The organism is Methylocapsa polymorpha (assembly GCF_045689225.1).
Classification (GTDB): domain Bacteria; phylum Pseudomonadota; class Alphaproteobacteria; order Rhizobiales; family Beijerinckiaceae; genus Methylocapsa; species Methylocapsa polymorpha.
Genome location: NZ_CP136862.1, coordinates 3,315,336 through 3,338,358, shown reverse-complemented (window position 1 = coordinate 3,338,358; position 23,023 = coordinate 3,315,336). Strand labels below are relative to the sequence as shown.

21 protein-coding genes and 1 tRNA gene are annotated in these 23,023 nt (G+C 60.8%); 7 read left to right on the top strand and 15 right to left on the bottom strand.

Annotation, left to right across the window (positions count from 1 at the left end):
- Positions 1–6: 6 nt before the first annotated feature.
- Both RZS28_RS15400 and RZS28_RS15395 read right to left on the bottom strand, forming a co-directional pair.
- Positions 7–1,146 carry a glycosyltransferase family 4 protein gene (locus RZS28_RS15400; protein ID WP_407338618.1) on the bottom strand — a complete coding sequence of 380 codons (1,140 nt, stop codon included), beginning with the start codon at positions 1,144–1,146 and terminating at the stop codon, positions 7–9.
- Positions 1,147–1,509: 363 nt separating this feature from the next.
- Positions 1,510–4,161 (bottom strand): DNA translocase FtsK, encoded by a 2,652-nt coding sequence (locus RZS28_RS15395; RefSeq protein ID WP_407338617.1) that lies wholly within the window; start codon positions 4,159–4,161, stop codon positions 1,510–1,512.
- 360 nt (positions 4,162–4,521) lie between these two features.
- Here RZS28_RS15395 and rpmB point away from each other — a divergent pair, with 360 nt between their 5' ends.
- The 3 genes from rpmB to RZS28_RS15380 all read left to right on the top strand — a co-directional run bounded on the left by rpmB (position 4,522) and on the right by RZS28_RS15380 (position 6,695).
- The gene (rpmB, locus tag RZS28_RS15390) at positions 4,522–4,812 is read left to right on the top strand and encodes a 50S ribosomal protein L28 (RefSeq protein WP_407338616.1); all 291 of its coding nucleotides are present in this window, start codon (positions 4,522–4,524) and stop codon (positions 4,810–4,812) included.
- 246 nt (positions 4,813–5,058) lie between these two features.
- Positions 5,059–6,291 carry a M48 family metallopeptidase gene (locus RZS28_RS15385; protein WP_407338615.1) on the top strand — a complete coding sequence of 411 codons (1,233 nt, stop codon included), beginning with the start codon at positions 5,059–5,061 and terminating at the stop codon, positions 6,289–6,291.
- A 203-nt stretch (positions 6,292–6,494) separates the two neighbouring features.
- Positions 6,495–6,695 (top strand): hypothetical protein, encoded by a 201-nt coding sequence (locus RZS28_RS15380; RefSeq protein WP_407341181.1) that lies wholly within the window; start codon positions 6,495–6,497, stop codon positions 6,693–6,695.
- A gap of 51 nt (positions 6,696–6,746) precedes the next feature.
- Here RZS28_RS15380 and rpoN read toward each other — a convergent pair whose 3' ends face one another.
- The 7 genes from rpoN to RZS28_RS15345 all read right to left on the bottom strand — a co-directional run bounded on the left by rpoN (position 6,747) and on the right by RZS28_RS15345 (position 12,977).
- Positions 6,747–8,297 carry an RNA polymerase factor sigma-54 gene (gene rpoN / locus RZS28_RS15375; protein ID WP_407338614.1) on the bottom strand — a complete coding sequence of 517 codons (1,551 nt, stop codon included), beginning with the start codon at positions 8,295–8,297 and terminating at the stop codon, positions 6,747–6,749.
- Positions 8,298–8,506: 209 nt separating this feature from the next.
- The gene (gene lptB, locus RZS28_RS15370; RefSeq protein WP_407338613.1) at positions 8,507–9,565 is read right to left on the bottom strand and encodes an LPS export ABC transporter ATP-binding protein; all 1,059 of its coding nucleotides are present in this window, start codon (positions 9,563–9,565) and stop codon (positions 8,507–8,509) included.
- 367 nt (positions 9,566–9,932) lie between these two features.
- Positions 9,933–10,505 (bottom strand): LptA/OstA family protein, encoded by a 573-nt coding sequence (locus tag RZS28_RS15365; protein WP_407338612.1) that lies wholly within the window; start codon positions 10,503–10,505, stop codon positions 9,933–9,935.
- A 35-nt stretch (positions 10,506–10,540) separates the two neighbouring features.
- Positions 10,541–11,299: an LPS export ABC transporter periplasmic protein LptC gene (gene lptC, locus RZS28_RS15360; protein WP_407338611.1), complete on the bottom strand. Its 759-nt coding sequence runs from the start codon at positions 11,297–11,299 to the stop codon at positions 10,541–10,543.
- 121 nt (positions 11,300–11,420) lie between these two features.
- Complete coding sequence (locus tag RZS28_RS15355; protein WP_407338610.1) at positions 11,421–12,035, bottom strand: ribonuclease D; 615 nt, start codon at positions 12,033–12,035, stop codon at positions 11,421–11,423.
- Between the two features lie 122 nt (positions 12,036–12,157).
- Positions 12,158–12,355 carry a hypothetical protein gene (locus tag RZS28_RS15350; RefSeq protein ID WP_407338609.1) on the bottom strand — a complete coding sequence of 66 codons (198 nt, stop codon included), beginning with the start codon at positions 12,353–12,355 and terminating at the stop codon, positions 12,158–12,160.
- A gap of 537 nt (positions 12,356–12,892) precedes the next feature.
- Positions 12,893–12,977: transfer RNA gene (locus RZS28_RS15345), tRNA-Leu, on the bottom strand.
- 259 nt (positions 12,978–13,236) lie between these two features.
- Here RZS28_RS15345 and RZS28_RS15340 point away from each other — a divergent pair.
- A complete protein-coding gene (locus tag RZS28_RS15340) occupies positions 13,237–14,244 on the top strand; it encodes a complex I NDUFA9 subunit family protein (protein ID WP_407338608.1) in 1,008 nt (335 codons plus the stop codon).
- A 17-nt stretch (positions 14,245–14,261) separates the two neighbouring features.
- On the opposite strand, the gene RZS28_RS15335 is transcribed toward RZS28_RS15340, so the two are convergent.
- Both RZS28_RS15335 and RZS28_RS15330 read right to left on the bottom strand, forming a co-directional pair.
- A complete protein-coding gene (locus RZS28_RS15335) occupies positions 14,262–14,852 on the bottom strand; it encodes a Spy/CpxP family protein refolding chaperone (protein WP_407338607.1) in 591 nt (196 codons plus the stop codon).
- Positions 14,853–15,212: 360 nt separating this feature from the next.
- The gene (locus tag RZS28_RS15330) at positions 15,213–15,947 is read right to left on the bottom strand and encodes a sulfate transporter family protein (protein WP_407338606.1); all 735 of its coding nucleotides are present in this window, start codon (positions 15,945–15,947) and stop codon (positions 15,213–15,215) included.
- Between the two features lie 380 nt (positions 15,948–16,327).
- Here RZS28_RS15330 and RZS28_RS15325 point away from each other — a divergent pair, with 380 nt between their 5' ends.
- The gene (locus RZS28_RS15325) at positions 16,328–17,695 is read left to right on the top strand and encodes a malonyl-CoA decarboxylase (RefSeq protein WP_407341140.1); all 1,368 of its coding nucleotides are present in this window, start codon (positions 16,328–16,330) and stop codon (positions 17,693–17,695) included.
- Between the two features lie 90 nt (positions 17,696–17,785).
- Here the strand turns inward: RZS28_RS15325 and RZS28_RS15320 are convergent, their stop codons facing one another.
- Positions 17,786–17,977: a YqaE/Pmp3 family membrane protein gene (locus tag RZS28_RS15320; protein WP_407338605.1), complete on the bottom strand. Its 192-nt coding sequence runs from the start codon at positions 17,975–17,977 to the stop codon at positions 17,786–17,788.
- 244 nt (positions 17,978–18,221) lie between these two features.
- Here RZS28_RS15320 and bioB point away from each other — a divergent pair, with 244 nt between their 5' ends.
- Both bioB and RZS28_RS15310 read left to right on the top strand, forming a co-directional pair.
- Positions 18,222–19,214, top strand: coding sequence for a biotin synthase BioB (bioB, locus tag RZS28_RS15315; RefSeq protein ID WP_407338604.1), 993 nt, complete (start codon positions 18,222–18,224; stop codon positions 19,212–19,214).
- A 20-nt stretch (positions 19,215–19,234) separates the two neighbouring features.
- Entirely contained in the window at positions 19,235–20,530 is a 1,296-nt protein-coding gene (locus RZS28_RS15310; protein ID WP_407338603.1) for a PQQ-dependent sugar dehydrogenase, read from the top strand.
- Here RZS28_RS15310 and trpB read toward each other — a convergent pair.
- The 3 genes from trpB to RZS28_RS15295 form a co-directional block, all read right to left on the bottom strand.
- A complete protein-coding gene (gene trpB, locus RZS28_RS15305; RefSeq protein WP_407338602.1) occupies positions 20,512–21,750 on the bottom strand; it encodes a tryptophan synthase subunit beta in 1,239 nt (412 codons plus the stop codon). The two genes, RZS28_RS15310 and trpB, sit on opposite strands and share 19 nt — an antisense overlap.
- An 82-nt stretch (positions 21,751–21,832) precedes the next feature.
- Positions 21,833–22,552, bottom strand: a complete 720-nt coding sequence (locus RZS28_RS15300; RefSeq protein WP_407338601.1) for a phosphoribosylanthranilate isomerase — start codon at positions 22,550–22,552, stop codon at positions 21,833–21,835.
- Positions 22,553–22,678: 126 nt separating this feature from the next.
- The gene (locus RZS28_RS15295; protein ID WP_407338600.1) at positions 22,679–23,008 is read right to left on the bottom strand and encodes a lipopolysaccharide assembly protein LapA domain-containing protein; all 330 of its coding nucleotides are present in this window, start codon (positions 23,006–23,008) and stop codon (positions 22,679–22,681) included.
- Between the last annotated feature and the right edge of the window lie 15 nt (positions 23,009–23,023).

Here is a 23,023-nt window from a genome sequence, read left to right as displayed (position 1 = left end):
TTGAAATTATTCGTGCGGATATGACGTGACCTTTTGCTGATGCTCGGCCCATTTCGCATCAACATATGAACGAAACTTTGCTTTGAATATTTCCGTCGAGAAACCCCTCGCATGCTCCCTGATGCGTTCAGGGTCAAACTTGTGCTCTATGCTTTCAAACCTTTCCACAGCCTCGCAAATAGCTTGAGGCGTTTGCTCCGAGAAGAAAAGTCCGGTCACGCCATCGACAACGGTTTCTCGCGCCCCGCCCTTCCCAAAGGCCAAGACCGGCGTGCCGCAGGCCTGAGCCTCCAGCGGAGCGATCCCGAAATCCTCTTCCGACGCGAATATGAAGCATCTCGCTTTTTGCATATATTTCAGAAGAACAGGAAATGGTTGGAATCCGAGGACGCTCACATTGCTCGTCGCTTCCGCTTGGATTTGCTTGAAAAGCGGGCCTGTGCCTATGACGACCAGTTTTCGATCCTTCATTCGGCCAAAAGCCTCTACGATCAATTGGATTTGCTTATAAGGAACCATTCTGGAGGAGGTAAAATAAAAGTCCTCGCGCGGGCCAGGGCCGATCACGAAATCATCTACTTCAACATTCGGATAAATCACGGTGGAGGGACGCCGGTATACTTTCCATATCCGGCGCGCGATATAACCGGAGCAAGCAATAAAATGATCAACGCCATTGGAGGTTCGCGAATCCCATATGCGCATGCGATGCAAAAGATAGCGAACCAAGGCGCTTCGAAACCCCTTCGTGAGCTTCGACTCGGCTAGATATTGATGCTGAAAGTCCCAAGCATACCGTATCGGCGTATAGCAATAGCAAATATGCAATTGGTCAGCTCCCGTCAGCACGCCTTTGGCGACCGCATGGCTGTTCGATATGACGAGATCATAGTCCGACAAATCATGCTGTTCGATCGCCAATGGCATCAGCGGAAAAAGATGGCGATAAAGATGTTTGGAGAACGGGATTCTTTGAAGAAACGACGTTCTGATCTTGGTCTTGGCGAAAGCCGCCCTTTCATTTTCCGGCAAGTAATCAATCAGACAGAATAGGTCGGCATCCGGAAAGAGCGAAATGATCTCCGCCAGCACTTTGTCCGATCCCGCATAGGTCGTAAGCCACTCATGGACCAATGCAACTTTCATGATCCTACCCCTGGTCGAGATATTTTATACATTAGGCTAGGATCCGCTCCGAGGAAATCGGATCGTGGGCCTGCCTTCGTTTTTCGCCGGCATGAGCATATCGGCGGCGCGGCGTCGGCCTCCCGCCATGTCGCGCGCGTTGTCGAGCATAAGCTTTGTCGCTTGCAAATTGTGTTGCGCCCGCTCCCCGATAGCTCCGTCTCTCAAGCGGAAGCATGGATTTGCCCGGAAGCATAGCCGCAAACGGGTCAAACTCTTAAGATCACGCAAGGCAAAGGTTGTTAAATCCGCTCTTGGAAAGGGGTCAGCCTGCCCAGACTCTCTGACTTGCGTTGGCCTCGGTCCCTGGCGGCGCGCCGAGGCTCACCCCTCGGCTGCAACGTCAAACGCGCCGCGATCGATTCCCCCGCCAACGAGGATCGTGCGCTTGCCCGAATGATTGGGGGCGCCGACAACGCCTTCCTTCTCCATCCGCTCGACGAGGGAAGCCGCCTTATTATAGCCGACCGACAGGCGTCGCTGGATATAGCTCGTCGAGCATTTCCGATCGCGCAAGACGATATTCACGGCGCGGTCGTAAAGATCGCCTGATTCCTCGGCGTCCATGCTCCCAGGCGCAGGCCCCTCGCCATCGTCGCCGTCGCCCGGCTCCTCCTCGGTGATGGCGTCGAGATAGTCCGGCTGGCCCTGGGTTTTCAAATGGGCGACCACTTTTTCGACCTCGCCGTCGGCGACGAAGGGGCCGTGCACGCGCGAGATTCGCCCGCCGCCCGCCATGTAGAGCATGTCGCCTTGGCCAAGAAGCTGTTCGGCGCCCTGTTCACCAAGAATTGTGCGGCTGTCGATCTTGGAGGTGACCTGAAATGAGATGCGGGTCGGAAAATTCGCCTTGATCGTGCCGGTGATGACGTCGACCGAGGGCCTTTGCGTCGCCATGATGAGGTGAATGCCCGCCGCGCGCGCCATCTGGGCGAGGCGTTGGATCGCGCCCTCGATGTCCTTGCCGGCGACCATCATCAGATCGGCCATTTCATCGACGATCACGACAATGAAAGGCAGAACCGAAAGCTCCATCGCCTCGTGTTCATAGATGGCCTCGCCGGTCTCACGGTCATAGCCCGTCTGAACCGTCCGCATGATCGTCTCGCCCTTCGCCGCCGCCTCCGTCACGCGCGCGTTGAAGCCTTCGATGTTGCGGACGCCGACCTTGGACATTTTCTTGTAACGGTCCTCCATTTCGCGGACCGCCCATTTCAGCGCGACGACCGCTTTTTTCGGGTCGGTGACGACGGGAGTCAGGAGATGCGGGATGCCGTCATAGACGGAGAGCTCGAGCATTTTCGGATCGACCATGATGAGCCGGCATTCCTCCGGCCGAAGCCGGTAGAGCAAGGACAGGATCATCGTGTTGATCGCGACCGACTTCCCCGAGCCCGTGGTTCCCGCCACGAGAAGATGCGGCATGCGGGCGAGATCGACGATGATCGGCTCGCCGCCGATCGTCTTTCCAAGCGCAATGGCGAGTCTGTGCTTACTCTGCTCGAAATCCTCGGACCCAAGCAATTCGCGCAAGAAGACGGTTTCGCGGCGCTGGTTCGGCAGCTCGATGCCGATGGCGTTGCGGCCCTGAACCACAGCGACGCGGGCGGAAATCGCCGACATCGAGCGGGCGATGTCGTCGGCGAGGCCTATAACCCGCGAGGATTTGATGCCGGGCGCGGGCTCAAGCTCATAAAGCGTCACGACGGGACCTGGACGGACATTGATGATCTCGCCCTTGACGCCGAAATCCTCGAGCACGCCTTCGAGGAGCCTGGCGTTCTGGCTGAGGGCGTCCTCCGAGACCTTGTTCGTCACGGTCTTTTTCGCTTCCGCCAACATGTGAAGCGGCGGCAGGAGATAGTCCCGCCGCGCCAGCCGATCGAGCATGGAGGGACGCGCTTCCTTGAGGGCGCGCTGCCCTGGCTTGACCGCCGCGGGCGCCGGGCCGATGATCCGGCGGTTCTGGCCGAGATCTCCGCTTCGTTCAGGCGACGGCCGCCCGCGGCTTTGCTCTGGTCGCGCGCGGCGCGGGCCAGAGGCGGCGCGTAGTCGGCTGCGTCGAAGCCCGAATCGGCAAACAAGGGCTCCGGCCATTGCAGCGGCTCGACCGCAAGATCGAGCGGCCGGTCGATTCCGCCATCGGCGCGCGTGGGGCGGACTCCCCATATGCGCTGCGCCGGCGCTGCCGCCTCGGCGGCGCGGGCGCGCCGGCGCGAAGAAGCGCGCCAGAGCCGCCTTTAGGCTCAGGCCGGCATGAATCAGAGCGCCGATCGAAACGAGCGCGAAACCCGGCTCGCCGGCTAGATCCTCGTCTTCCAGCGCCGGCCGAATGCGCCGGCCTTGCTTTGGCTCGTCCTCCTCCTCGTCGTCTTCAAGCTCGGTTTCGCCGTAATTGCGCAGACCGACGCAGGCGGAAAGGGAAAGGATTGCCGCGGCGGCCAGACATCCAGCGACCACGAGCATCCCGGCTCCGAAATGAGCGAAGAGCCGGTTTGGGACCACGAGAATGGCGTCGCCCACGACGCCGCCGAGGCCGGTCGGCAAAGGCCATCTGGCGGTGACCGGGAGGAACGACGCGAGACCAGCAGAGAAGACGCCGCCAAGAAGCCACAGGACGGCGCGGGTCTTGATCCGTTCGAGCCGCCGCGCGGTCAAGAGGCGATAGCCCCAGAATCCGAGCGGGAGCAGAAGCGCGATCGACGCGAGGCCGAGCATCTGCATGACGAGATCGGCGACAATCGCTCCCGCCGGGCCAAGAAGGTTGCGCACCGGCCCGGCGGTCGCGTGATTGAAGCTCGGATCGGTGACCGACCAGGACAGCAAGGCCAAGGCCAAGGCCGTCGCGGCGGCGACAAGGCCAAAGCCCGCCATCTCGGCGCCCCGACGCGCCACGAAAATGCGCAGGGCCTCGGGGATGTGATCGAAAACCGTGAAAGTGGAGGTCGTCCGCATCAAACCCCGCCGCTGCCGCATCGCCGCCGCCATCGCGCGGCCGCCCTGGAGCAGGCGCCGACTTGATTGATCTGCGCAGTCCTTGATCGATCGGATTTAGTTCATCCAATCCAAAGATGCGTTGAGACCGATCGTCGGAAAAGCTCTGGCGACGCAACGGCAGCGAATGAGCTGCAAACTAGCAAGATGCGGTTAATGGTGTTTTAACCTTAAGACCGCGGCCGCTTCGTCGCGCAGGGACGAACAGCGCCTTGACGCCGCAACCAGCCTCGACTAAGAGGCTTGTCTTCCCATAGCGCTTTGTGGAAGACGCGTTTGGCCAACGGCCGATGGCTTTGTCGAGAAAAACGCGGCAACGTCCGAATTCTTAGAGGAAAAACCATGTCCCGCCGTTGCGAATTGACCGGAAAAGCCGTCCAGACCGGCAATCTGGTCAGCCATTCGAACCACAAGACGCGGACCCGGTTCCTGCCGAACCTCTGCAATGTGACGTTGATCTCGGACGTCTTGCAGCGCAAGCTGCGCTTTCGCGTCGCGGCTGCGGCGCTCCGTTCGGTCGAGCATCGCGGCGGCCTCGACGCCTTTCTCCTGAAGGCCTCCGACAGCGACCTGTCGAGCGGCGCCCTGGCGATCAAGCGCGAAATCGTCAAGAAACAGGCAGCCAGCGCCTAAGCAATTTCTTCCTTTAGAGATCAGGAAAACCTCTTTAGTCCGGTTAGACTCTCGAGCTTTCCGGTGCGGCGAACGCCCGGCAGCACGCGGCTTTGTTTGACCTGACGGAACTCGAACGCAATTTGACATAAGCCAGCTGAATGCGCGCAGCGATTTGGCGCGGGCTGCATCCGTCACGCTCCATCGACTCGCAATTCCATCTGCTCGAACTATATCGGCTTCGTCAGCATCTTTTGGAATTGTTCAATGAGCCTGATCGTCGCGACAATTTATCTCGCCATTTTCCTATCCGGGGCGCTCGGCGTTTATTTGAAGCGCCGTCAAGCCGCCTCCGTCATCGCGCATCGCGAGCGCGTTCCCGTCGACTTTGCCGATCAGGTGAGCCTGGAGGAGCATAAGCGGGCGGCGGACTACACTTTGGCCCGCACGCGGCTGGACATTATCGAAACCATTTTCGATACGGTCGTCGCCATAGTTTGGCTCGCTCTCTTGCTTGCTCCAGTCTACGCCCTACTAGCGCAGATTGCGCCGCCCGGCCTCTCCCGCAGCGTCGCTGTCGTGGTCTGCGTCGCGGCGGTCGGCTATTTGCTCAACCTGCCCTTCACGATCTTCAGCACATTCTGGCTGGAGGCTCGGTTTGGCTTCAACCGCACCACCCCAGGCATTTTTCTACGCGACCAAGTCAAGGGCGCGGCGCTTAAGCTCGTCCTCGTCGTCCCTCTGCTTTATGGCCTGTTCGCGCTCCTGCGCGCCATGCCGAATCTATGGTGGCTCTTCGGCTGGGCCGCCTTGATGGCGATCATGATCGCGATGATGGTCGTTTATCCCGCTTTCATCGCGCCTTTGTTCAATAAATTCACGCCCATGCCCGACGGGCCAATGAAGACGCGCATCGAAGCCTTGCTCGCCAAATGCGGATTCGAATCGAAGGGCCTGTTCGTCATGGACGCCTCCAAACGTTCGGCGCATGGCAACGCCTATTTTTCCGGCTTAGGGAAGGCCAAGCGCATCGTCTTCTTCGACACGCTGTTGGAAAAACATACGCCAGAGGAAATCGAGTCCATTCTGGCGCATGAGCTCGGGCACTATAAGCTCGGCCATATCGCTCAGCTCATCGCGCAGTCGGCCGCGCTTACTTTCCTCGGTTTCGCCGTCCTTCATTGGGCTTTCTCGGCCGGTGGATTGGCGAACCAGTTCGATCTGCCCGACGATCCCGGCCTGGTCTTGGTGATCATCCTAACTGCGATGGGGCCGGTCTTGCACCTGCTTTCGCCCTTGACGAGCTGGCTGTCGCGCCGCGCCGAGTTCCAAGCCGACGCTTTTGCGAAGAAAATGGTCGGCGCGCAGCCCATGATCAGCGCCCTGACGAGGCTTTCGCGCGACAATTTATCGACTCTGACGCCGGATCGACTTTACGCGCTGTTTTACTACTCGCATCCGCCTGTTCCGCTGCGGATCGCTCAACTCAAGGTGGTGTGAGTTTTTCGCCTGACTTCGACCTTCGGCACGCACCTTACCGCGCATTCCGTCGCGGTAAGAGGTCCGCCTTTGCTCACACAATGACCGGAAAAGATCGTGGTCGGCGGCGAGGGAGGTTTTATCATCAAGCTTTAATGCAATACCATTAAGACTCTGCTCGAACCGCGCGCCTCGGAAGAAAGGCGCTTGTCAGGAGACCCAAAATGAAGCTTGCGATCACACTCTCATTTGCAGCCCTCGTTGCAATCGGCGCCGCAATGGCCTCGGCGAGCGATGCGAACGCCGTGGTCTGCGCCCGCGGAGTCTATCGCGCCGGCTGCGCCGGGCCTCACGGCGCCGTTGTCGGCCATCGCCACGTCTACGCGCCCCGGCGCGGCGTTCACGTGCATCGCAGAGTTTACTGATCGGCAAAACGCGCCCGGAGCCGCCGAACCCCGGGCGTTCGATCCTTGCGCTCAGGCCTTCGCGCGCCGACGCTCCACCGATGACGGAATTTTCAGGCTTTCGCGATATTTCGCGACCGTGCGCCGCGCGATATTTATATTGGCGTCCTTGAGCCTCGCGACAATCGCGTCGTCGGACAATATCTCCGCCGGGCTCTCCTGATCGATCATATGCCTGATTCGGAAGCGCACCGATTCGGCGGAATGCGCATCGCCGCCATCTTGCGAGGCGATCGAGGCGGTGAAGAAATACTTCAGCTCGAAGAGGCCGCGCGGCGTCGCCATATATTTATTCGAGGTGACGCGCGATACGGTCGATTCATGCATGCCAATCGCTTCGGCGATCGTCTTGAGGTTCAACGGCCGCAAATGCTCGACGCCATGCGCGAAGAAAGCGTCTTGCTGGCGCACGATCTCGCTCGATACCTTGAGGATCGTCCGCGCTCTTTGTTCAAGACTTTTGGTCAGCCAATTCGCCGTCTGTAGGCACGTCGACATGAAATTCCGGTCGGCTTCATTGGATTTGGCCTTGGTGATCCGCGTCGCATAGGAGTGATTGACGAGAACGCGCGGAAGCACCTCCGTGTTGAGCTCGACATACCAGGAGCCATCAGGCAAGGGCCGCACGATGACGTCGGGCACAAGCGGCTGAATCGAGCCGCCGCCAAAAGCGCGGCCCGGCTTGGGATCGAGACGCTTGATCTCGGCGACCATGTCGATGATGTCCTCTTCATCGACATGGCAAATCTTGCGCAGCGCGGCGAAATCGCGCTTCGCGAGAAGGCCGAGATTGGCGATGAGAGCCTTCATGGCCGGATCGAAGCGATCCCGCTCACGCAACTGGATGGCGAGGCATTCCGCGAGATCGCGGGCGCCGACGCCCGACGGATCGAAGCCATGAATGATCGTCAAGACGCGCTCGACCCGTTCGATCGGCGTATGAAGACGAGCCGCTATTTCGCTGACCGAATCGGCGAGATAGCCGGCGTCGTCAATCGAGTCGATCAAGACTTGACCTATCATGCGGTCGACCGGATCGGTCGTGGTGAAGGCCAATTGGGCGGCGAGATGATCCTTGAGATTGGTTTCCGCCGCCACATAGGCTTCGAGATTGGCCGCCTCGCCGTCGCCAACGGAGCCGGACGAACCGGACCAGGATGTCGCGGAAAGCCCTGAAGCCTCGAATGTCTCTCGATATTCGCCCGGCGTCGGCGCGCGATCGTCTTCGAAGGCGTTCGACAATTCCGTGCCGAGGCTCGCCTCGAGAGCGCCGCGATCGGTCGCAAAGGACTCCGAACTCCACTCGGTTTCGCTCGCATCGTTGAAATCCGGGCTGGCCGGACTCGCGGTGGGATCAACCCCACCTTCAAAGCCGACGCCGGGATCGCGCGGATCGGGCGCATCCTCGGCGCGCTCGAGCAATGGGTTGCGCTCGAGCTCATCCTGGACGAAGGCGGTGAGCTCGATATTGGAGAATTGCAACAGTTTGATCGCCTGCAAAAGCTGCGGCGTCATCACCAAGGACTGGCCCTGGCGCATGATAAGCTTAGTTGAAAGCGCCATATTTCTTAGGCCAATGTCTCTCAGGTCAAATTTGAAACGCGCCGAAGGAAAGTCGGCAAGCCGACAATTGTGTCGGCCCACTTTTTGCTTATAGCAGGAATTATGCGGATCTAGCCGCCAAATGCAATCCTAATTTGAGATTTTTCGCACGCGCAAAATTCGCACGCGCATGAAAGGGGATTCCGGGCGGCGGACGCCGGCGGCTTCGTTCAGAAGCGGAAATCTTCGCCAAGATAGAAGCGGCGTACATCCGGATGGGAGACGATCTCGGATGGAGGGCCTTCGGTCAGGACATGGCCCGAATGGATGATATAGGCCCGGTCGATCAAGCCTAGGGTTTCGCGCACATTATGATCGGTGATCAGAACGCCGATGCCGCGCCGCTTCAAATGCTGGACGAGCTGCTGGATGTCGCCGATCGCGATCGGGTCGATGCCTGCGAAAGGCTCATCGAGAAGCATGAAGGATGGCCGGCCGGCCAAGGCCCGCGCGATTTCGCAGCGGCGGCGCTCGCCGCCTGAGAGCGCGATCGAGGGCGTCTTGCGCAAGCGCTTGATGTCGAATTCCTCGAGCAAGGCGTCAAGTTCGTCTGCGCGCTTGCGCTTGTCCAGCTGGGTGATCTCGAGGACAGCCATAATATTGTCTTCGACGCTGAGGCCTCTGAAGATCGACGCCTCTTGAGGCAGATAGCCTATGCCGAGGCGCGCGCGCCGGTACATTGGCAACCGCGTCACGTCATGACCGTCGAGCTCGATGACGCCGCCGTCCGGCCGGATCAGCCCCGTGATCATGTAAAAGAGCGTCGTCTTGCCAGCCCCATTCGGGCCGAGAAGGCCCACCGCCTCGCCGCGCCGCACGAGCATGCTCACGTCTTCAACGACCCGGCGCGCCTTGTAGGCTTTGCGCAAATTTCGAACGGCGAGAAGCCCCTCCTTTGTCGGATCCGGCGTAACCTTCGCCGCAGCCCCCGGATATGAGGCATTGCCGGATGGTCCCGAACGCTGCAGCGTCGCTTGCGCTTGCTCTTCCCAATTGGGAAGCTCGGCGGAGGCCTCGTCCTCGAAAAGCCAATCGCCAAAGCCGGCGGGCCCGACCGCCTCCTGCCTTGCGCCGGGCCGAAAGAGGCTGCGCAGCCATGCCGGCGCGGCAAGAGGAAAAAAACGCGGAGGCAGGCGCAAGGCGGAATGGTCCCTCGTCAGGTCTCGGCCGACGCGCCCGCGCCGCGCCAAGCGGCTTCCCGGCAAAGGAAACACGATCGGCGATCGCACGACGCCTCGGAGCAGGCAAAAGGACCGTTCGGAGTTCAATCGTTCCGGGCCGGAGCGATCGCGTCCCTTATCTGTCTGCCGCGGGATGATCCTATTCGAAAAGCTAGCTTTTCGAAGAACCCGCTCCCGGCTTTTGCCATACAAGCGAAAAAAGGTCTAAATCTTATTCACCGCTCCCCGCCGGCGACGCAACGCCTGTCGGGGCCTCGCAGAAACGCCCTCGGTCGCCAATGCCGCATATTCCAAAACGATGCGCAGGTTCGTTTAACGAGGACGGGCGCAAGATCGATCGCAAGGAGCGCAGCAGAATTGAGAAAATCGAAAAAACTTTTCTCGTACTCCACGCGAGCGCTCATCAAGCCGGAATTTACTGGGTTTTCGCCGGTTTTTTGTGGTTCGCGTCGTCGGAATTGCTTGGAAGGAACATGCTTCTGACGCGGCCGGTCACCGCCGCCTGATTGGTGTTCAGATCATAGATTAATTTGTCGCCCTTGGTGACATTCGCGCCCTGGGTCAAAGTTACGTTACCAATCAAATAAACTTTACTTTCCGATTTCTCGTATATGCCGCTATCGCCGGTGCCGATTTGATCCTTTGAAATAACCGTGACCGGTCCCGCAGCCTCCATCCGCCGCATCTGGCTCGACGAGGAAGGCGCGCCCGCCGGCTCGCCTGCGTCTTTCGGCGTCAGGAAAATGACGAGCGTCGTGGCTTTGAGCTTGCTCTCTCCTTGAGTCGCAACAACATTGCCGGTGTAGACGAGCTTTTGCTCCTTATCGAAATAATCAAGCTTGGCGGCCTCTACATTGATCGGCTCCTTGCTGTTGCCGCCAGGCAGGACACCGCCGGAATTCGACTTCTGCGCCAGAGCCGGGGAAATCGCGAGTCCAAAGGGTGACAGAGCCAGGATCGCAAAACTGGCGGCGAGACAAGCGGACACGTATCGCCGCGCCAAGCAAAAACGCCGAGACGCAATCATTTCTCCCGGTGCGCCGGCGCGTCCGTGGATTCAGTCCCGGCTGAATCTGCCTCGATCAAGGATTTGACCGCGCCCTCGAACGACACTTTGCGGCCGCTATCTCGAATGTCCATCTGGTTCGCCGAAATCGTCCCGCCATTCAGAATCACGCTTACGGGTTCATCCGACATAAGCGAGCCGCGCTCGAAATCAACTGTCGCGGTCTTCGTGCGGATGTCGTAGCCGATTCTGTTCCAAATCCGGACATCGCCCTGCAGCGTCATCTTTTGCTGCGTCCCGTCATAAAGGCCATGCGCCGCCGTCACCTCCACCGTGGAGGCGTCCACCATCCCGATCTTGGCCTCGATGCCGGAGAGCTCGAGTATGCTTGGCGTCGTCGTATCCTGGAGGCCCGAACGCGCCTTGACCTCGTAGGGACGTCCATCCGTTTGGTAGCCCGTGATTTTTGGCGACTCCACCGTAATTTGCGTGCCATTGACCGAAACTTGACCGATTGAAATGTTTCGCGGCAGGCGCCTGAAGGGATCGAACAGGGCGACGCCAAGGATCAGTGCGATGGCGATCGCGGCGCCGACGAGCATTGCGCCGCGGAGAAAACGCACCCGCGCCGTATGTTTGCCCGCCGCCGTGAAGGCGCCGCGCCAAGGCGAGGTCGTCAGGTCGAGCCGGTCGCTTGGTCTGCCGCGCAGGCCGCCATTTTGGCCGTCCCTGGGGCTGTCGGGCCGCCAATCCGCGCCGTCGGAGGCTTTCGTCATTCGGAGCTTCGTTTCGATAGACACCAGACCGATGACCTCAACAGGCGCTGCGGTTGGAGCGCTCTGCCCAAACAGCAAGCAAGCTGGGCGAAGTCAAGGCTAGCCTGAGGATAGGGCTAAGCTATTGATGCGAGAATATGTCCGCATCAGCCCATCCCAGCAAGTCGAGGCGAGCCCGCGCCGGAAGAAAGCTGAAACAAGCCTCGGCGATCTCATGGCGGTTTTCCCGCTTCAGCATCGCATCGAGACGCTCGCGCAGCGCGTGCAAATGCAGGACGTCGGAGGCGGCATAGGCGATCTGAGCCTCAGACAGAGAGGCCGCCCCCCAATCCGAGGATTGCTGTTGCTTCGACAAGTCCATGCTGAGCAGCTCCCGCACGAGATCCTTCAAGCCATGCCGGTCGGTATAGGTCCGGGCGAGCTTCGAGGCGATCTTGGTGCAATAGATCGGCCCCGCCATGACGCCGAATGTCTTGTAAAGGACCGCGATGTCGAACCGGGCGAAATGAAAGAGCTTGGTGATTTTCGGATCGGCCAGAAGCCGCTCGATATTCGGCGCCCGCCCCTGTCCGGCGGCGATTTGCACGACATCGGCCGTCCCGTCGCCGGACGATAATTGCACCAGGCAAAGACGGTCGCGGTGCGGCACGAGGCCAAGGGTTTCGGTGTCGATTGCGACGCTATCGCCAAAAGCGGCGTCATCGGGCAGATCGCCCTTATGCAAGCGGACAGTCATCGCGCGCGGTTAACCTCAGTACAGGAAAGGCGAGCCCGACAAGATCGGGCGTGAAGCGCGCCTACCACCCCCAGCCGACTTAAGCAAGGGAACGGCTGGGCCGCCAAATGCGCGGAAACCTATTAACGCGCTCGCTCCTGGCTGTTCCGCGATTTTATCGCCTCCCATTTTTCAAGGGCCTGCGCCATATCCCCGGTCTGCTGCACAAGCGCCTTCAGCGCCTCCAGGTCCGCCGAAGACATTGGCGGCTCCGCTGGCTCCAGCGTTAAGGCCAGCCCTTCCGCTATCGTCTTTAGCGTCTCCGCGGGATATCCGCTCATAGCTCCCTCCTGCTTCCGGAAAAATTCGCCGCTGCTCCGCGTTGTCGCCGCGACGGCAAAAGATCGTTTAGCTGATTTCTTCGCCTTTGCCAGGATCGCTTGCTTAAGCTCCCGGTTTCCAATCGTTCGGCGGGGCGTTGTCCGAACCGGTTTCGACGTTTTCTCGGCCGGCGCAACGTTGATGACGGGAGGTGATTTCCCGGATTTCGCGGTCCAATTTCGGTGCGATAAAAATCAAGGAGTTAAAGGTGAAAGACTCGGCGTTTTGAGATGACTCTGGATGGCTTTCTTGGCAAGCAGCGACCAAATCGCCCCGGTTTCCAATCGTTCGGCGGGGCGTCTTCCGAACCAGTTTCCAGGTTTTCTCGGCAATTGATCGCGGCGCCAGAAAGACCGCGTCAAATCTATCAGACATGACCGTCAATGGCGCGCGAGCGATCGGCAAGCGGGCGAGGGATGAAAGCGAAAATATCTGCTCCCGCGCCGTCGCCCGAAAAATGTGAAAACACCAACAAAATAGGATAGTCAGTATATAGTTGGTGCCCTGGAGAGGACTCGAACCTCCACGGCTTTCACCACTGGTACCTGAAACCAGCGCGTCTACCAATTCCGCCACCAGGGCCCGAGCGTTCTGATACGTGGCGGCCTTCCATGTTGTCAATGCGGAAGCGCGCGAAAGCGCGCGTGTCGCAACTGGGATTTCCGCGCCAAATCCCGACCGGAAGCTCGATCGCGCCTGCAGGGCTAAAACCTCGGCCCGCGATTAGACCGCACACAGGCATTGCCGAAATGACATATTTTCGAAGGGCCCCTGGTCTGTACAGACGCGACTTCATTGCCTAAAACCGCCCAAGCGCAGCTTTGCTCCGAGGCGATCGACAATGGCGGATGAATTGGTGAAAACAGGCCGGCTCGTGACGGTTTTCGGCGGAGCGGGTTTTGTCGGCCGGCATGTTGTGCGCGCCTTGGCGCGGCGCGGCTGGCGGGTCCGCGTCGCCTCTCGCCGCCCGGATCTCGCTTTTCACCTGCAGCCTTCGGGCAAAGTCGGCCAGATCCATGCGGTCCAGGCCAATTTGCGCTATCCGGAGTCCGTTGCGCGCGCCTTGCGCGAGGCGGAGGCCGTGGTCAATCTCGTCGGCTTGCTGAGCGAATCCGGCGCGCAAGACTTCGACGCAATTCACAATATCGGCGCCCAAACCGTCGCGAAGGCGGCCGAGGAGGCCGGCATCGGAAATTTCGTGCAAATGTCGGCGATCGGCGCTGATCCCGAACATGGGTCCGCCTATGCGCGAACCAAGGCTTTGGGCGAGCAAGCGGTGCGGATCTTCCAGCCCAAGGCGGTCATCTTTCGCCCATCCGTCATATTCGGGCCGGAAGATCAATTCTTCAACCGCTTCGCCGCGATGGCGCGATACCTGCCGGCGCTTCCCTTGATCGGCGGCGGCGCGACAAAGCTTCAGCCGGTCTTCGTCGGCGATGTCGCGGATGCTTTCGCGCTCGCCGTGGACGGCAAGGCGGAGCCTGGCGCAACCTATGAATTAGGCGGTCCGGATATCGCCACGCTGCGCAGGATCATCGAGTTCATTTTAACCGTCACCGAGCGCAAGCGCTGGCTCGTTTCGGTGCCTTTCGGGGAAGCAAAACTCATCGCTGCAGTGACCAGTTTCGCAAAGAAGGCTTCTCTCGGCCTGTTTCCCGACCTCCTCACAATCAGCGCCGATCAGATCGCCCTTTTGCAAACCGACAATGTCGTCTCAAAGCAAGCCATTGCGGAAGGGAGGACATTGACCGGTCTCGGCATCTCGCCCGAATCCTTTGAAGCTTTCGTCCCGACTTACCTCTACCGCTACCGCAAGGCAGGCCAATTCGCCGAGCGCCGCTCCGGCTGAGGTTAGGCCGCCACAAATTAGCGGCGCCACTGGCGCGAGTCGTCCATATCGTTTGCGTTGAGATCGTAATGCACGAACTGCACGAGCAGCCGGCGCTGATGGTCATCGAGCGAGTCGTAAAGCGGCTTAGCTGCATCGGAGATCTGCCGCAGGTTGGCGGATCGCGCCGCGAGCGCGTCGGCCTCGCGCTGCATCGCCGTGATGTCATCCGGCTGCGAATTGTTCCGCGCATCCCGCTCCCTGCGGGCGGCGACATCGGCGTCTTCCTCTGCAACCCGAGGGGCTGCGGCATCGGATGATTCGGTGGCGGAGCGGCCGGTTTGAGGGGCTTCATTGCCCGCTACGCTCTTGGCGCGCTTCGTTGCGATGTCGCGTAGCGCGGATTCAAGGCCAGGCCAATGTTTGGCTTGTTCGTCCGAAAGGCGAAGGTTCGCCTTGAGTTCGGCGATGCGCGCCTCGGCGCGGTCGACGATTTGGTTGACGGAGAGCGTGGGCCTTTCGGTCCGATCGTCCCGATAACTCCGGCTCTGAGCGGCATAGGCCGAAGGAAGCACGAGGGCTACTGCCACGCCCATGGCGGCAAGGCTCGACCCGATATTTTTCTGCATGGAAATATCTCCCGACTGGTTTCAATGTCGAAATCTAAAGCCTTGAAACAAATAGGCTCAGATCGTGCGACAACGCTCCCGTCCCTGCGGATCGAGCATCCAAAAATCGGTCAATGGTCGGAAGTTGCGGCCGAAGACCAGTTTGACGGCGAAGCCGCTGAGTCGTTTCGCACCCGGTGTCAAACGCGCGGTATGGTCGCGGGTTCACATTTAAATCGCCGTTTTTCTCATAGATCGGCGATGCGCCGTAAAGGCCCCGTCCCGGCGCCAAATCAGTGACGCCGCCAAGCTACGCTTGCGAAGCCGCGCGGGCCTCGCCTTTCAATAACGATCCCCTGGGCTCGAGCGTCGGCCCTGCCCTCAGAGGCCGCGATAGGTCGACCAAGGCGTTTCGACGACGGGCTTTCGCATGATGCGCCCGCTGATCCGCACCATGAAGGCTGTCCCGAACAGAGGCGTAAGCAGGTTCAAGATGGGGACCGCGAGCATTCCGGCCATGAAAAGACCCGCGATGAATAAGCGAAGCTCGTTCGCTTTCCTCAAGCGGCGGACTTCGGCTAAAGGCATATGGCGCATCGCCGCGAGCTCGAAATAGCCGCGTCCGAACAGATAGGCGTTGGCGCCGAAGAAGGCGACGGCGTTGACGCCCGGAACAAGCAACAGCAGGAGCGCGAGGAGATTGACGAGGAGCGAGACGGCGGCAAATTTCAACGACAGCCATGTCGCATCGCCGAGCCCCATCGCCCGCCCCGGCCTTTGCCTCGGATCGAGCTCCAGCTCGACCTCTTCCGCGAGTTCGTCGAAGAAGAACCCCGCGACGACGAATGACGCCGGCGTGACCAGGAAGGCGAGGCCGATGAAGAGGCCTACGCCCCCGAGAAACGATAGCGCTGTCGTCAGCCAGGGATAAGGAAGCGCGACTGACGCTACGATCAGCTTCTCAAGCCCGAGCCAGGTCAGGCCGAGGAGCGCCAGGGTCAAGGCCATCGTCTTCAGGAGGACCTTCCGGAACGGCGGCGTGAAAATCTGGTTCGCAGCGGCGAAGGCGTCGTCGAACATCATTATCCTCAGCTCATGCGCAGCGGCAGCCGCCATGACGCCAAATGCGCCATCGGCGAATGCAGCGGCCAGGCTCACAAAAGATTATATGACAAAACAAATAGATAGGGAGAGCGGCCGTTTCAAGCCGAAACAATGATGCGCTGCAATGCCGGAGGCTCGCGCGCAGCGGCGGCGATCATTCCATTTCCACCCGACAGGCGCCAGCGCGACACGCCTTTGTCATCAATTCAATCGTATTCTTCCGCCATCTTGAATAATTTGCGGGGTCGATCCGCCCGATCGCCGGGAAGGAAACCAACCGGCTGTTCGAGAATTGTAATCAAGACCAAGCCGATCCAAATAAAGTCAAGAAAACGGCCGGCGCCGAAAGAGGGATGAACAAACCGAGGAAGGGCCAAAGAGAAGGACCGATGATGAACAGCGCCGCGTTTTTTGATGTTCTTGCTTCGATTACCGACCGGAGCCGCAATCTGCTCAGCCGCCGCGATTTGGACTTGGCGCAGACTGAGGCGGCTTCGGGCCTGATCGATCTCTGCGAGGCGCTCCTTTCCGGGCGCGGCGAGGCCTCCGGGACGGCGATCGCAACGGAAGTGCTCGAACGCTATCTGCATCTCGACGCGACAGGCCGCCTAGCTCTTTTCGAAGGTTTCGCCGAAAAATTCGGACCGGACCGGGCGAAACTCGCCGACGCCGCTGAATCATGGCTTCGCGATCCATTCAGCGCCGACGCCAGTGATCTCCATTATTTTTCCGAGGCGCGGCGCCAGGAGCTATTTCGAAGGCTCAATCGCGCGCCGGGGGGCACGCACGCCCTCGTGCGCATGCGCGCCGATCTGCTTGAGCTTGCGCCGAACCATAAGGCCCTCGCGCCCGTCGATCGCGACCTCGTCCATCTTCTCAGCTCCTGGTTCAACCGCGGCTTCCTAATGCTGCGCCGCATCGATTGGTCGTCGCCGGCGATCGTTCTCGAAAAGATCATCCATTACGAGGCCGTTCATGAAATCCGCGATTGGGCGGATCTTCGCCGCCGCATCGATCCGCTGGACCGGCGCTGCTATGGGTTCTTTCATCCAGCGCTGATCGACGAGCCGCTAATTTTCGTCGAAGTCGCTCTGACTGAAGCCATGCCCTCAGCGATTGCGCCTTTGCTCGCGGAGGATCGCCCAGCCGTCGCCCTTGAACAAGCGCGGACGGCGGTGTTCTACTCGATCTCGAACTGTCAGCGCGGGCTTGCCGGAATAAGCTTCGGCAATTTTCTCATCAAGCAGGTGGCCGAGGACCTGCGGCGCGAATTGCCGAAGCTCGACACTTTCGTCACGCTCTCGCCGGCGCCCGGCTTCCTGCAATGGCTGCAGCGGGACGAGGGTCCCGCCCTTTCGCCCGAGAACCGATCTCTTCTCGAAAGCCTCGACGATTCCGCCTGGCCTCGGGACGCGCTGGCGGCCGAGCGCTTGCGCCGCGTGATGGAGCCTTTGGCGGCGCAATATTTCCTGAAAGCCAAGCGCGCCGACGGGAAGCCGCTTGATCCGGTCGCCCGCTTTCACCTGGGCAATGGCGCCAAGCTCGAGCGGATCAACTGGCGGGGCGATCTGTCGGCCAAGGGATTGCGCGACAGCGCCGGACTCATGGTCAATTATCTCTATGATCTCGACGAGGTCGAAAAGAACCACGAGGCCTATGCGAACCAGGGCGAGGTCGTCGCCTCCGCCGCCGTGAAAAAACTCCTGAAGTCGGAGACTCGGTCGCGCTTCGGGCGCGCCGCGGCGGCGTCCATCACGTGAGGTCTCTCGCCGCAGGCCCTGCACGGCCTGCGGCGCTGGGGTTGCGCGAACACGCCAATTTGATCGCGGGGTTTGCGCGGCGCGCGCGAGCTACCAGCCCCGCACAGCCCTGCGGATTTTTTCGTCGGTCCTATATTGGCTCAAGGCGTAGACCGCCCAGAGCGCCGCTGGGATCCATCCGATCAGCGTCACCTGAAGGATGAGGCATATGATCCCGGCAAAGGGTCTGCCGATCGTGAAGAAGAGCAGCCAGGGCAACAAAATCGCGATGAGCAGACGCATGAAAAACCCCTGTTTTGGGTCGAGGACGAAAAGCCCTTCCCGAAAGATGGTCGCGTCAGAGCCTTGCGCAAGGCCGACCCGCTTGTGGACCAGCGAACTCCGCGGCCGCCCGCTCAGGAGAGATGACGCGGACGCCGCTTCGCGTTAAACGCATTAGCATAAATTCGAGTTCGTTCACTACGGGCATACCGAGAGCGCTGCTCAAGGGTTTCTTTCTACGGACCCCGCGAAAGCAAAGAAACGCATGACAAATCAAAAAGCCGATTATTCCGTCCGGCATGATTGGACGCGAGACGAAATCATCGCGATCCACGATCTGCCGCTCCTCGAGCTGATGGCTCGCGCGAACCGCGTCCACCGCGAATTTCACAACGTCAACGACGTTCAGAAGGCAAGCCTGCTCAGCATCAAGACGGGCGGCTGCCCGGAGGATTGCGGCTATTGCCCTCAATCGGCGCATCATGGCGAAGTTCATCTCGACAAGATCGACATGATGAAAAGCGAGGCCGTGCTCGCCATCGCCGCGCGGGCGAAACAAGCCGGGGCCGACCGTTTCTGCATGGGGGCCGCATGGCGCAATGTCCGCGACGGCGCCCAGTTCGACGCCGTGCTCGACATGGTGCGCGGAGTTCGCGACCTCGGGATGGAGGCCTGCGTCACCCTCGGCATGTTGAACGACAGCCAGGCGGCGCGGCTGAAGCAGGCCGGGCTCACGGCTTATAACCACAATCTGGACACCAGCCGCGAATTCTACAACAACATCGTCACCACGCGAACCTATGACGACAGGCTCGCGACGCTGAAGGCTGTGCGGGCGGCTGGCCTCGAAATGTGCTGCGGCGGCATTATCGGCATGGGCGAGAGCGTCGTCGACCGCGCCGCCATGCTGCAAACGCTGGCCGGCTTCGATCCGCATCCCGAAAGCGTGCCGATCAACGCGCTAGTCCCGGTCGCCGGAACGCCGCTCGGCGAAAGCCAGCGCATCGACGCGCTCGATTTCGTGCGGATGATCGCCGTGACGCGCATCGTCTTGCCGGCGGCGCGGGTCAGATTGTCCGCCGGGCGGTCGGTCCTCAATCGCGAGGCGCAGATCCTCTGCATGGTCGCGGGGGCGAATTCGATCTTTTATGGCGAAGCCTTGCTGACGACGTCGAATGTCGCAGTGAACGAGGACGACGCCCTTTTCACCGCGCTCGCGCCCCTCTCCAGCGAGGACAAGGCGCGCCATATCGACTGACCGCCACAGGACTCCGACGCATGTTCCAACCGCAAGAAAAGCCTTGCCGCGCGCGCCTTGCTGTTTGCATTTCCGCCTTGGCCTTCGCTTGCGCCATTGCTCTCGCCGCCTCGGCGCAGGCGGCGAAAGACGGCGCTTCCCCTGCAGAGGCAGCAAAGGCCGAGGCGCCGGCGCAAGACTCAACGCGAGTCCCGCAAGACAGCCCCAAGGTGAAGGAGCTCGAACAGAGTCTCGCCGCGATCAGGCTTCCGCCCGGCTTCTCGATCAGCCTTTACGCGCTCGTCCCGGGCGCCCGCGACATTGCGGTCGGACCGCAAGGCAAAGCAATCTTTGTCGGAACGCGGGGAAACAAAGTCTATGCGGTCGTGGATCATGCGCGATTAGGCCGCGCCGATGAGGTCGTCGAATTCGCGCCTGCGATCGAGATGAAAATGCCGCATGGCGTCTGTTTCGCGAAGGACGGCGTTCTCTTCCTCGCCGAACAGAATCGGGTTCTGTCTTTCGCCGACGCCGAATCCTCCTACCGCAATCCGGCGATCGCGGCGAAGACCATTGTCGCGCAGGGCGCGCTGATCCCGAAGGAAGACGAAAGCGACAATCATAGCACGCGCGTCTGCCGCGTCGGGCCCGACGGCAAGCTCTATATCTCGCTTGGCCAACCCTATAACGTCCCGCCGCATGAGAAACTGGCGGAGTTCAGCAAATGGGGGATCGGCGGCATCATCCGGATGAAGCAGGATGGCTCCGGCCGCGAGATCTTCGCAAGCGGCATCCGCAATTCCGTCGGCATGGATTTCAATCCGGTGGACCAGATATTGTGGTTCACCGACAACCAGGTTGATCGGATGGGCGACGATATCCCGCCCGGCGAATTGAATCGGGCGCTTAAGGCCGGCCTCAATTTCGGCTTTCCCTGGTATGGCGGCGGCCACACCCGCACCGAAGACTATAAGAACGATACGCCGCCCAAGGACGTGGTGTTTCCGCAGGTCGAAATGGTCGCGCATGCCGCCGATCTCGGCATGACATTCTATCGCGGCTCGCAATTTCCGCCGCAATACAGAGGCGGGATTTTCTCCGCCCAGCACGGATCCTGGAACCGCACCATTCCGATCGGCGCGCGCGTCATGTTCACGTCGCTGAAGGCGAATGGCTCGGCGAAAAAGACCGAGCCCTTCGCCGAGGGCTGGCGTCAGGAGGACGGCTCCTATTCCGGCCGTCCGGTCGATGTGGCGGAGCTTCCCGACGGCTCGCTGCTGGTCTCGGACGACTACAATGGGGCGCTGTATCGGATTGCTTACATCCCGCCCAAATGATCGGCGACGGTGAAAATATCCTTGTCGCCGCGGCCGGAAATATTCACCACCAGCAAATGATCCTGCGGCTCTTGCGGCGCAATCTCGGCGACCTTGGCCAGCGCATGGGCCGGCTCCAAGGCCGGGATGATGCCCTCCAGCTTGGCGCAAAGCTGAAAGGCCGCGAGCGCTTCAGCGTCCGTCGCGGACAGATAGGTCACGCGGCCGGTTTCCTTCAGCCAGGCGTGCTCGGGGCCGATGCCCGGATAGTCGAGCCCGGCCGAGATCGAATGGCCTTCCTCGATCTGCCCGTCGGCGTCCATCAAAAGATAAGTGCGATTGCCATGCAGGACGCCAGGCCTGCCGCCCGCGAGCGACGCCGCGTGTTTCTTGTCGAGCCCGTAGCCAGCAGCCTCGACCCCGTAGATTTCAACTGACGGCTCATCCAGGAAAGGATGAAACAGGCCGATGGCATTGGAGCCGCCGCCGATGCAGGCGAAGAGCGAGTCAGGCAGCCGCCCTTCCGCCTCGACCATCTGCCGCCTGGTCTCCTCGCCTATCACGCATTGAAAATCGCGGACCATGGCGGGATAGGGATGCGGCCCGGCGGCCGTGCCAATGCAATAGAACGTATTGCCGACATTGGTGACCCAATCGCGCAGGGCCTCGTTCATCGCGTCCTTCAATGTCTTTGCGCCTGACTGGACGGGCACGACCTTGGCGCCCAGCATGTTCATGCGAAACACATTGGGCTTTTGCCGTTCGACGTCGACCGAGCCCATATAGACGATGCATTCGAGGCCAAATCTCGCGCAAGCCGTGGCGGTCGCGACGCCATGCTGGCCGGCTCCAGTCTCTGCAATGATCCTTGTCTTGCCCATGCGGCGAGCGAGGAGGATCTGGCCGAGCACATTATTGATCTTATGCGCGCCGGTGTGGTTCAATTCCTCGCGCTTGAAATAGATCTTGGCCCCGCCCGAGGCGCCTGACGCAGCGGCCTTCTGGCGCAGATGATCCGTCAGCCGCTCGGCGTAATAGAGCGGGCTCGGCCGCCCGACATAATGCGTGAGCAGATTGTCGAGCTCGGCCTTGAAGCTCGGGTCCTGCTTGGCCGCCTCGTAATGTTTCTCGAGATCGAGGATCAGCGGCATCAGCGTCTCGGCCACGAACCTGCCGCCAAAAATGCCGAAATGGCCGCGCTCGTCGGGTCCGCTACGAAACGAATTAAGCTTTTCGGCCAACACCGCATCCGCCTTTCAGATGGAATGTTCAGAAATCGGATGAGCCTGTCCGATCGACGGGGGATTACGCAAGGACGCCGTTCTATACCCGGCGCCGCGCCAGACCAAGTTTTTCATCGACGGCTTGGTCCTCGCGGCCGAACTTGGCGCCGTTACAACGCGGCGTCGCGCGAACCTGCGCGATGAAAGCCGCGATCTTATCCCTATCCTTCACGCCAACCGAGCTCTCGACGCCAGAGGAGACATCAACCCCATGCGCGCGGGTTTGGCTAAGCGCGGCCGCAACATTTCCTGCGTCGAGGCCGCCGGCGAGCAGCCATGGCTTCTTGGCCTCGACCGCGCTAAGCAAGCTCCAGTCGAACCCTGCCCCATTGCCGCCGGGACGCCCCGCGCCCTGCGGCGGCTTGGCGTCGAAAAGCAGCATGTCGGCGGTCGCCTCAAAAAAACGGATTTGCGCGAGATCGGCCGCATCGCCAACGCCGATCGCCTTCATGACCGGAAGCCCGAAGCTGGCGCGGATCGCGGCGATCCGTTCCGGGGTCTCGGACCCGTGCAGCTGAAGCCATTGCGGATCGAGCGCCGCGATCGCCGCCGCGAGCGACGCGTCGTCGGCATTGACCGTCAACAGAACCTTGCGCGCGCGGCTTCCAACCCGTTCGCCAAGACGCGCCGCCATCTCCAGGGAGACATGCCTCGGGCTCCTGTCGAAGAAGACGAAGCCGACCATATCGGCGCCATAGCCGAGCGCGGCGTCGAGCCCGTCTTGCGTCGAAAGACCGCAGATTTTGACGAGAGTGCTCATAGGCTGCCTCATCGGCGTCGCGCGAAGCATCGTGATTCAGCGGCCAAGTCTTCGCCGTTCTCACGGCCGTCGCGCGCGGACCGTTCTACCCGAGAACGCTTGGGTCGCCTGTCGGGACCAACGGCCTCACAAAGTCTTTCGTTTATCGAGGGACTTGCTAGAGGAAAAACGCGTGGCCTCCGCGGTTAGCCGTCTCGCTTCAGCTATGGCTCGCCTGGCGGCCCGGCGGTGCCTGCCCTGTTCGATCCAGGTGGCGACGCCCCCAATGACGACGCCGACCATCACGCTGACCAGCAAGACAAGATAAAGCGGCGCCGCGATCTGCGGGCCGGGATGGCCCTCCGCCGCCGCGAAAGGATCGAAGGAAACCATCACCAATTGGCGGTTGGCGAGCGCAATGGCGAGCACTCCAAGCACGACCGGGAGAAGGAGAAGCAGCTTCAAAAATCTCATCATTGGCGCCTGCCATGG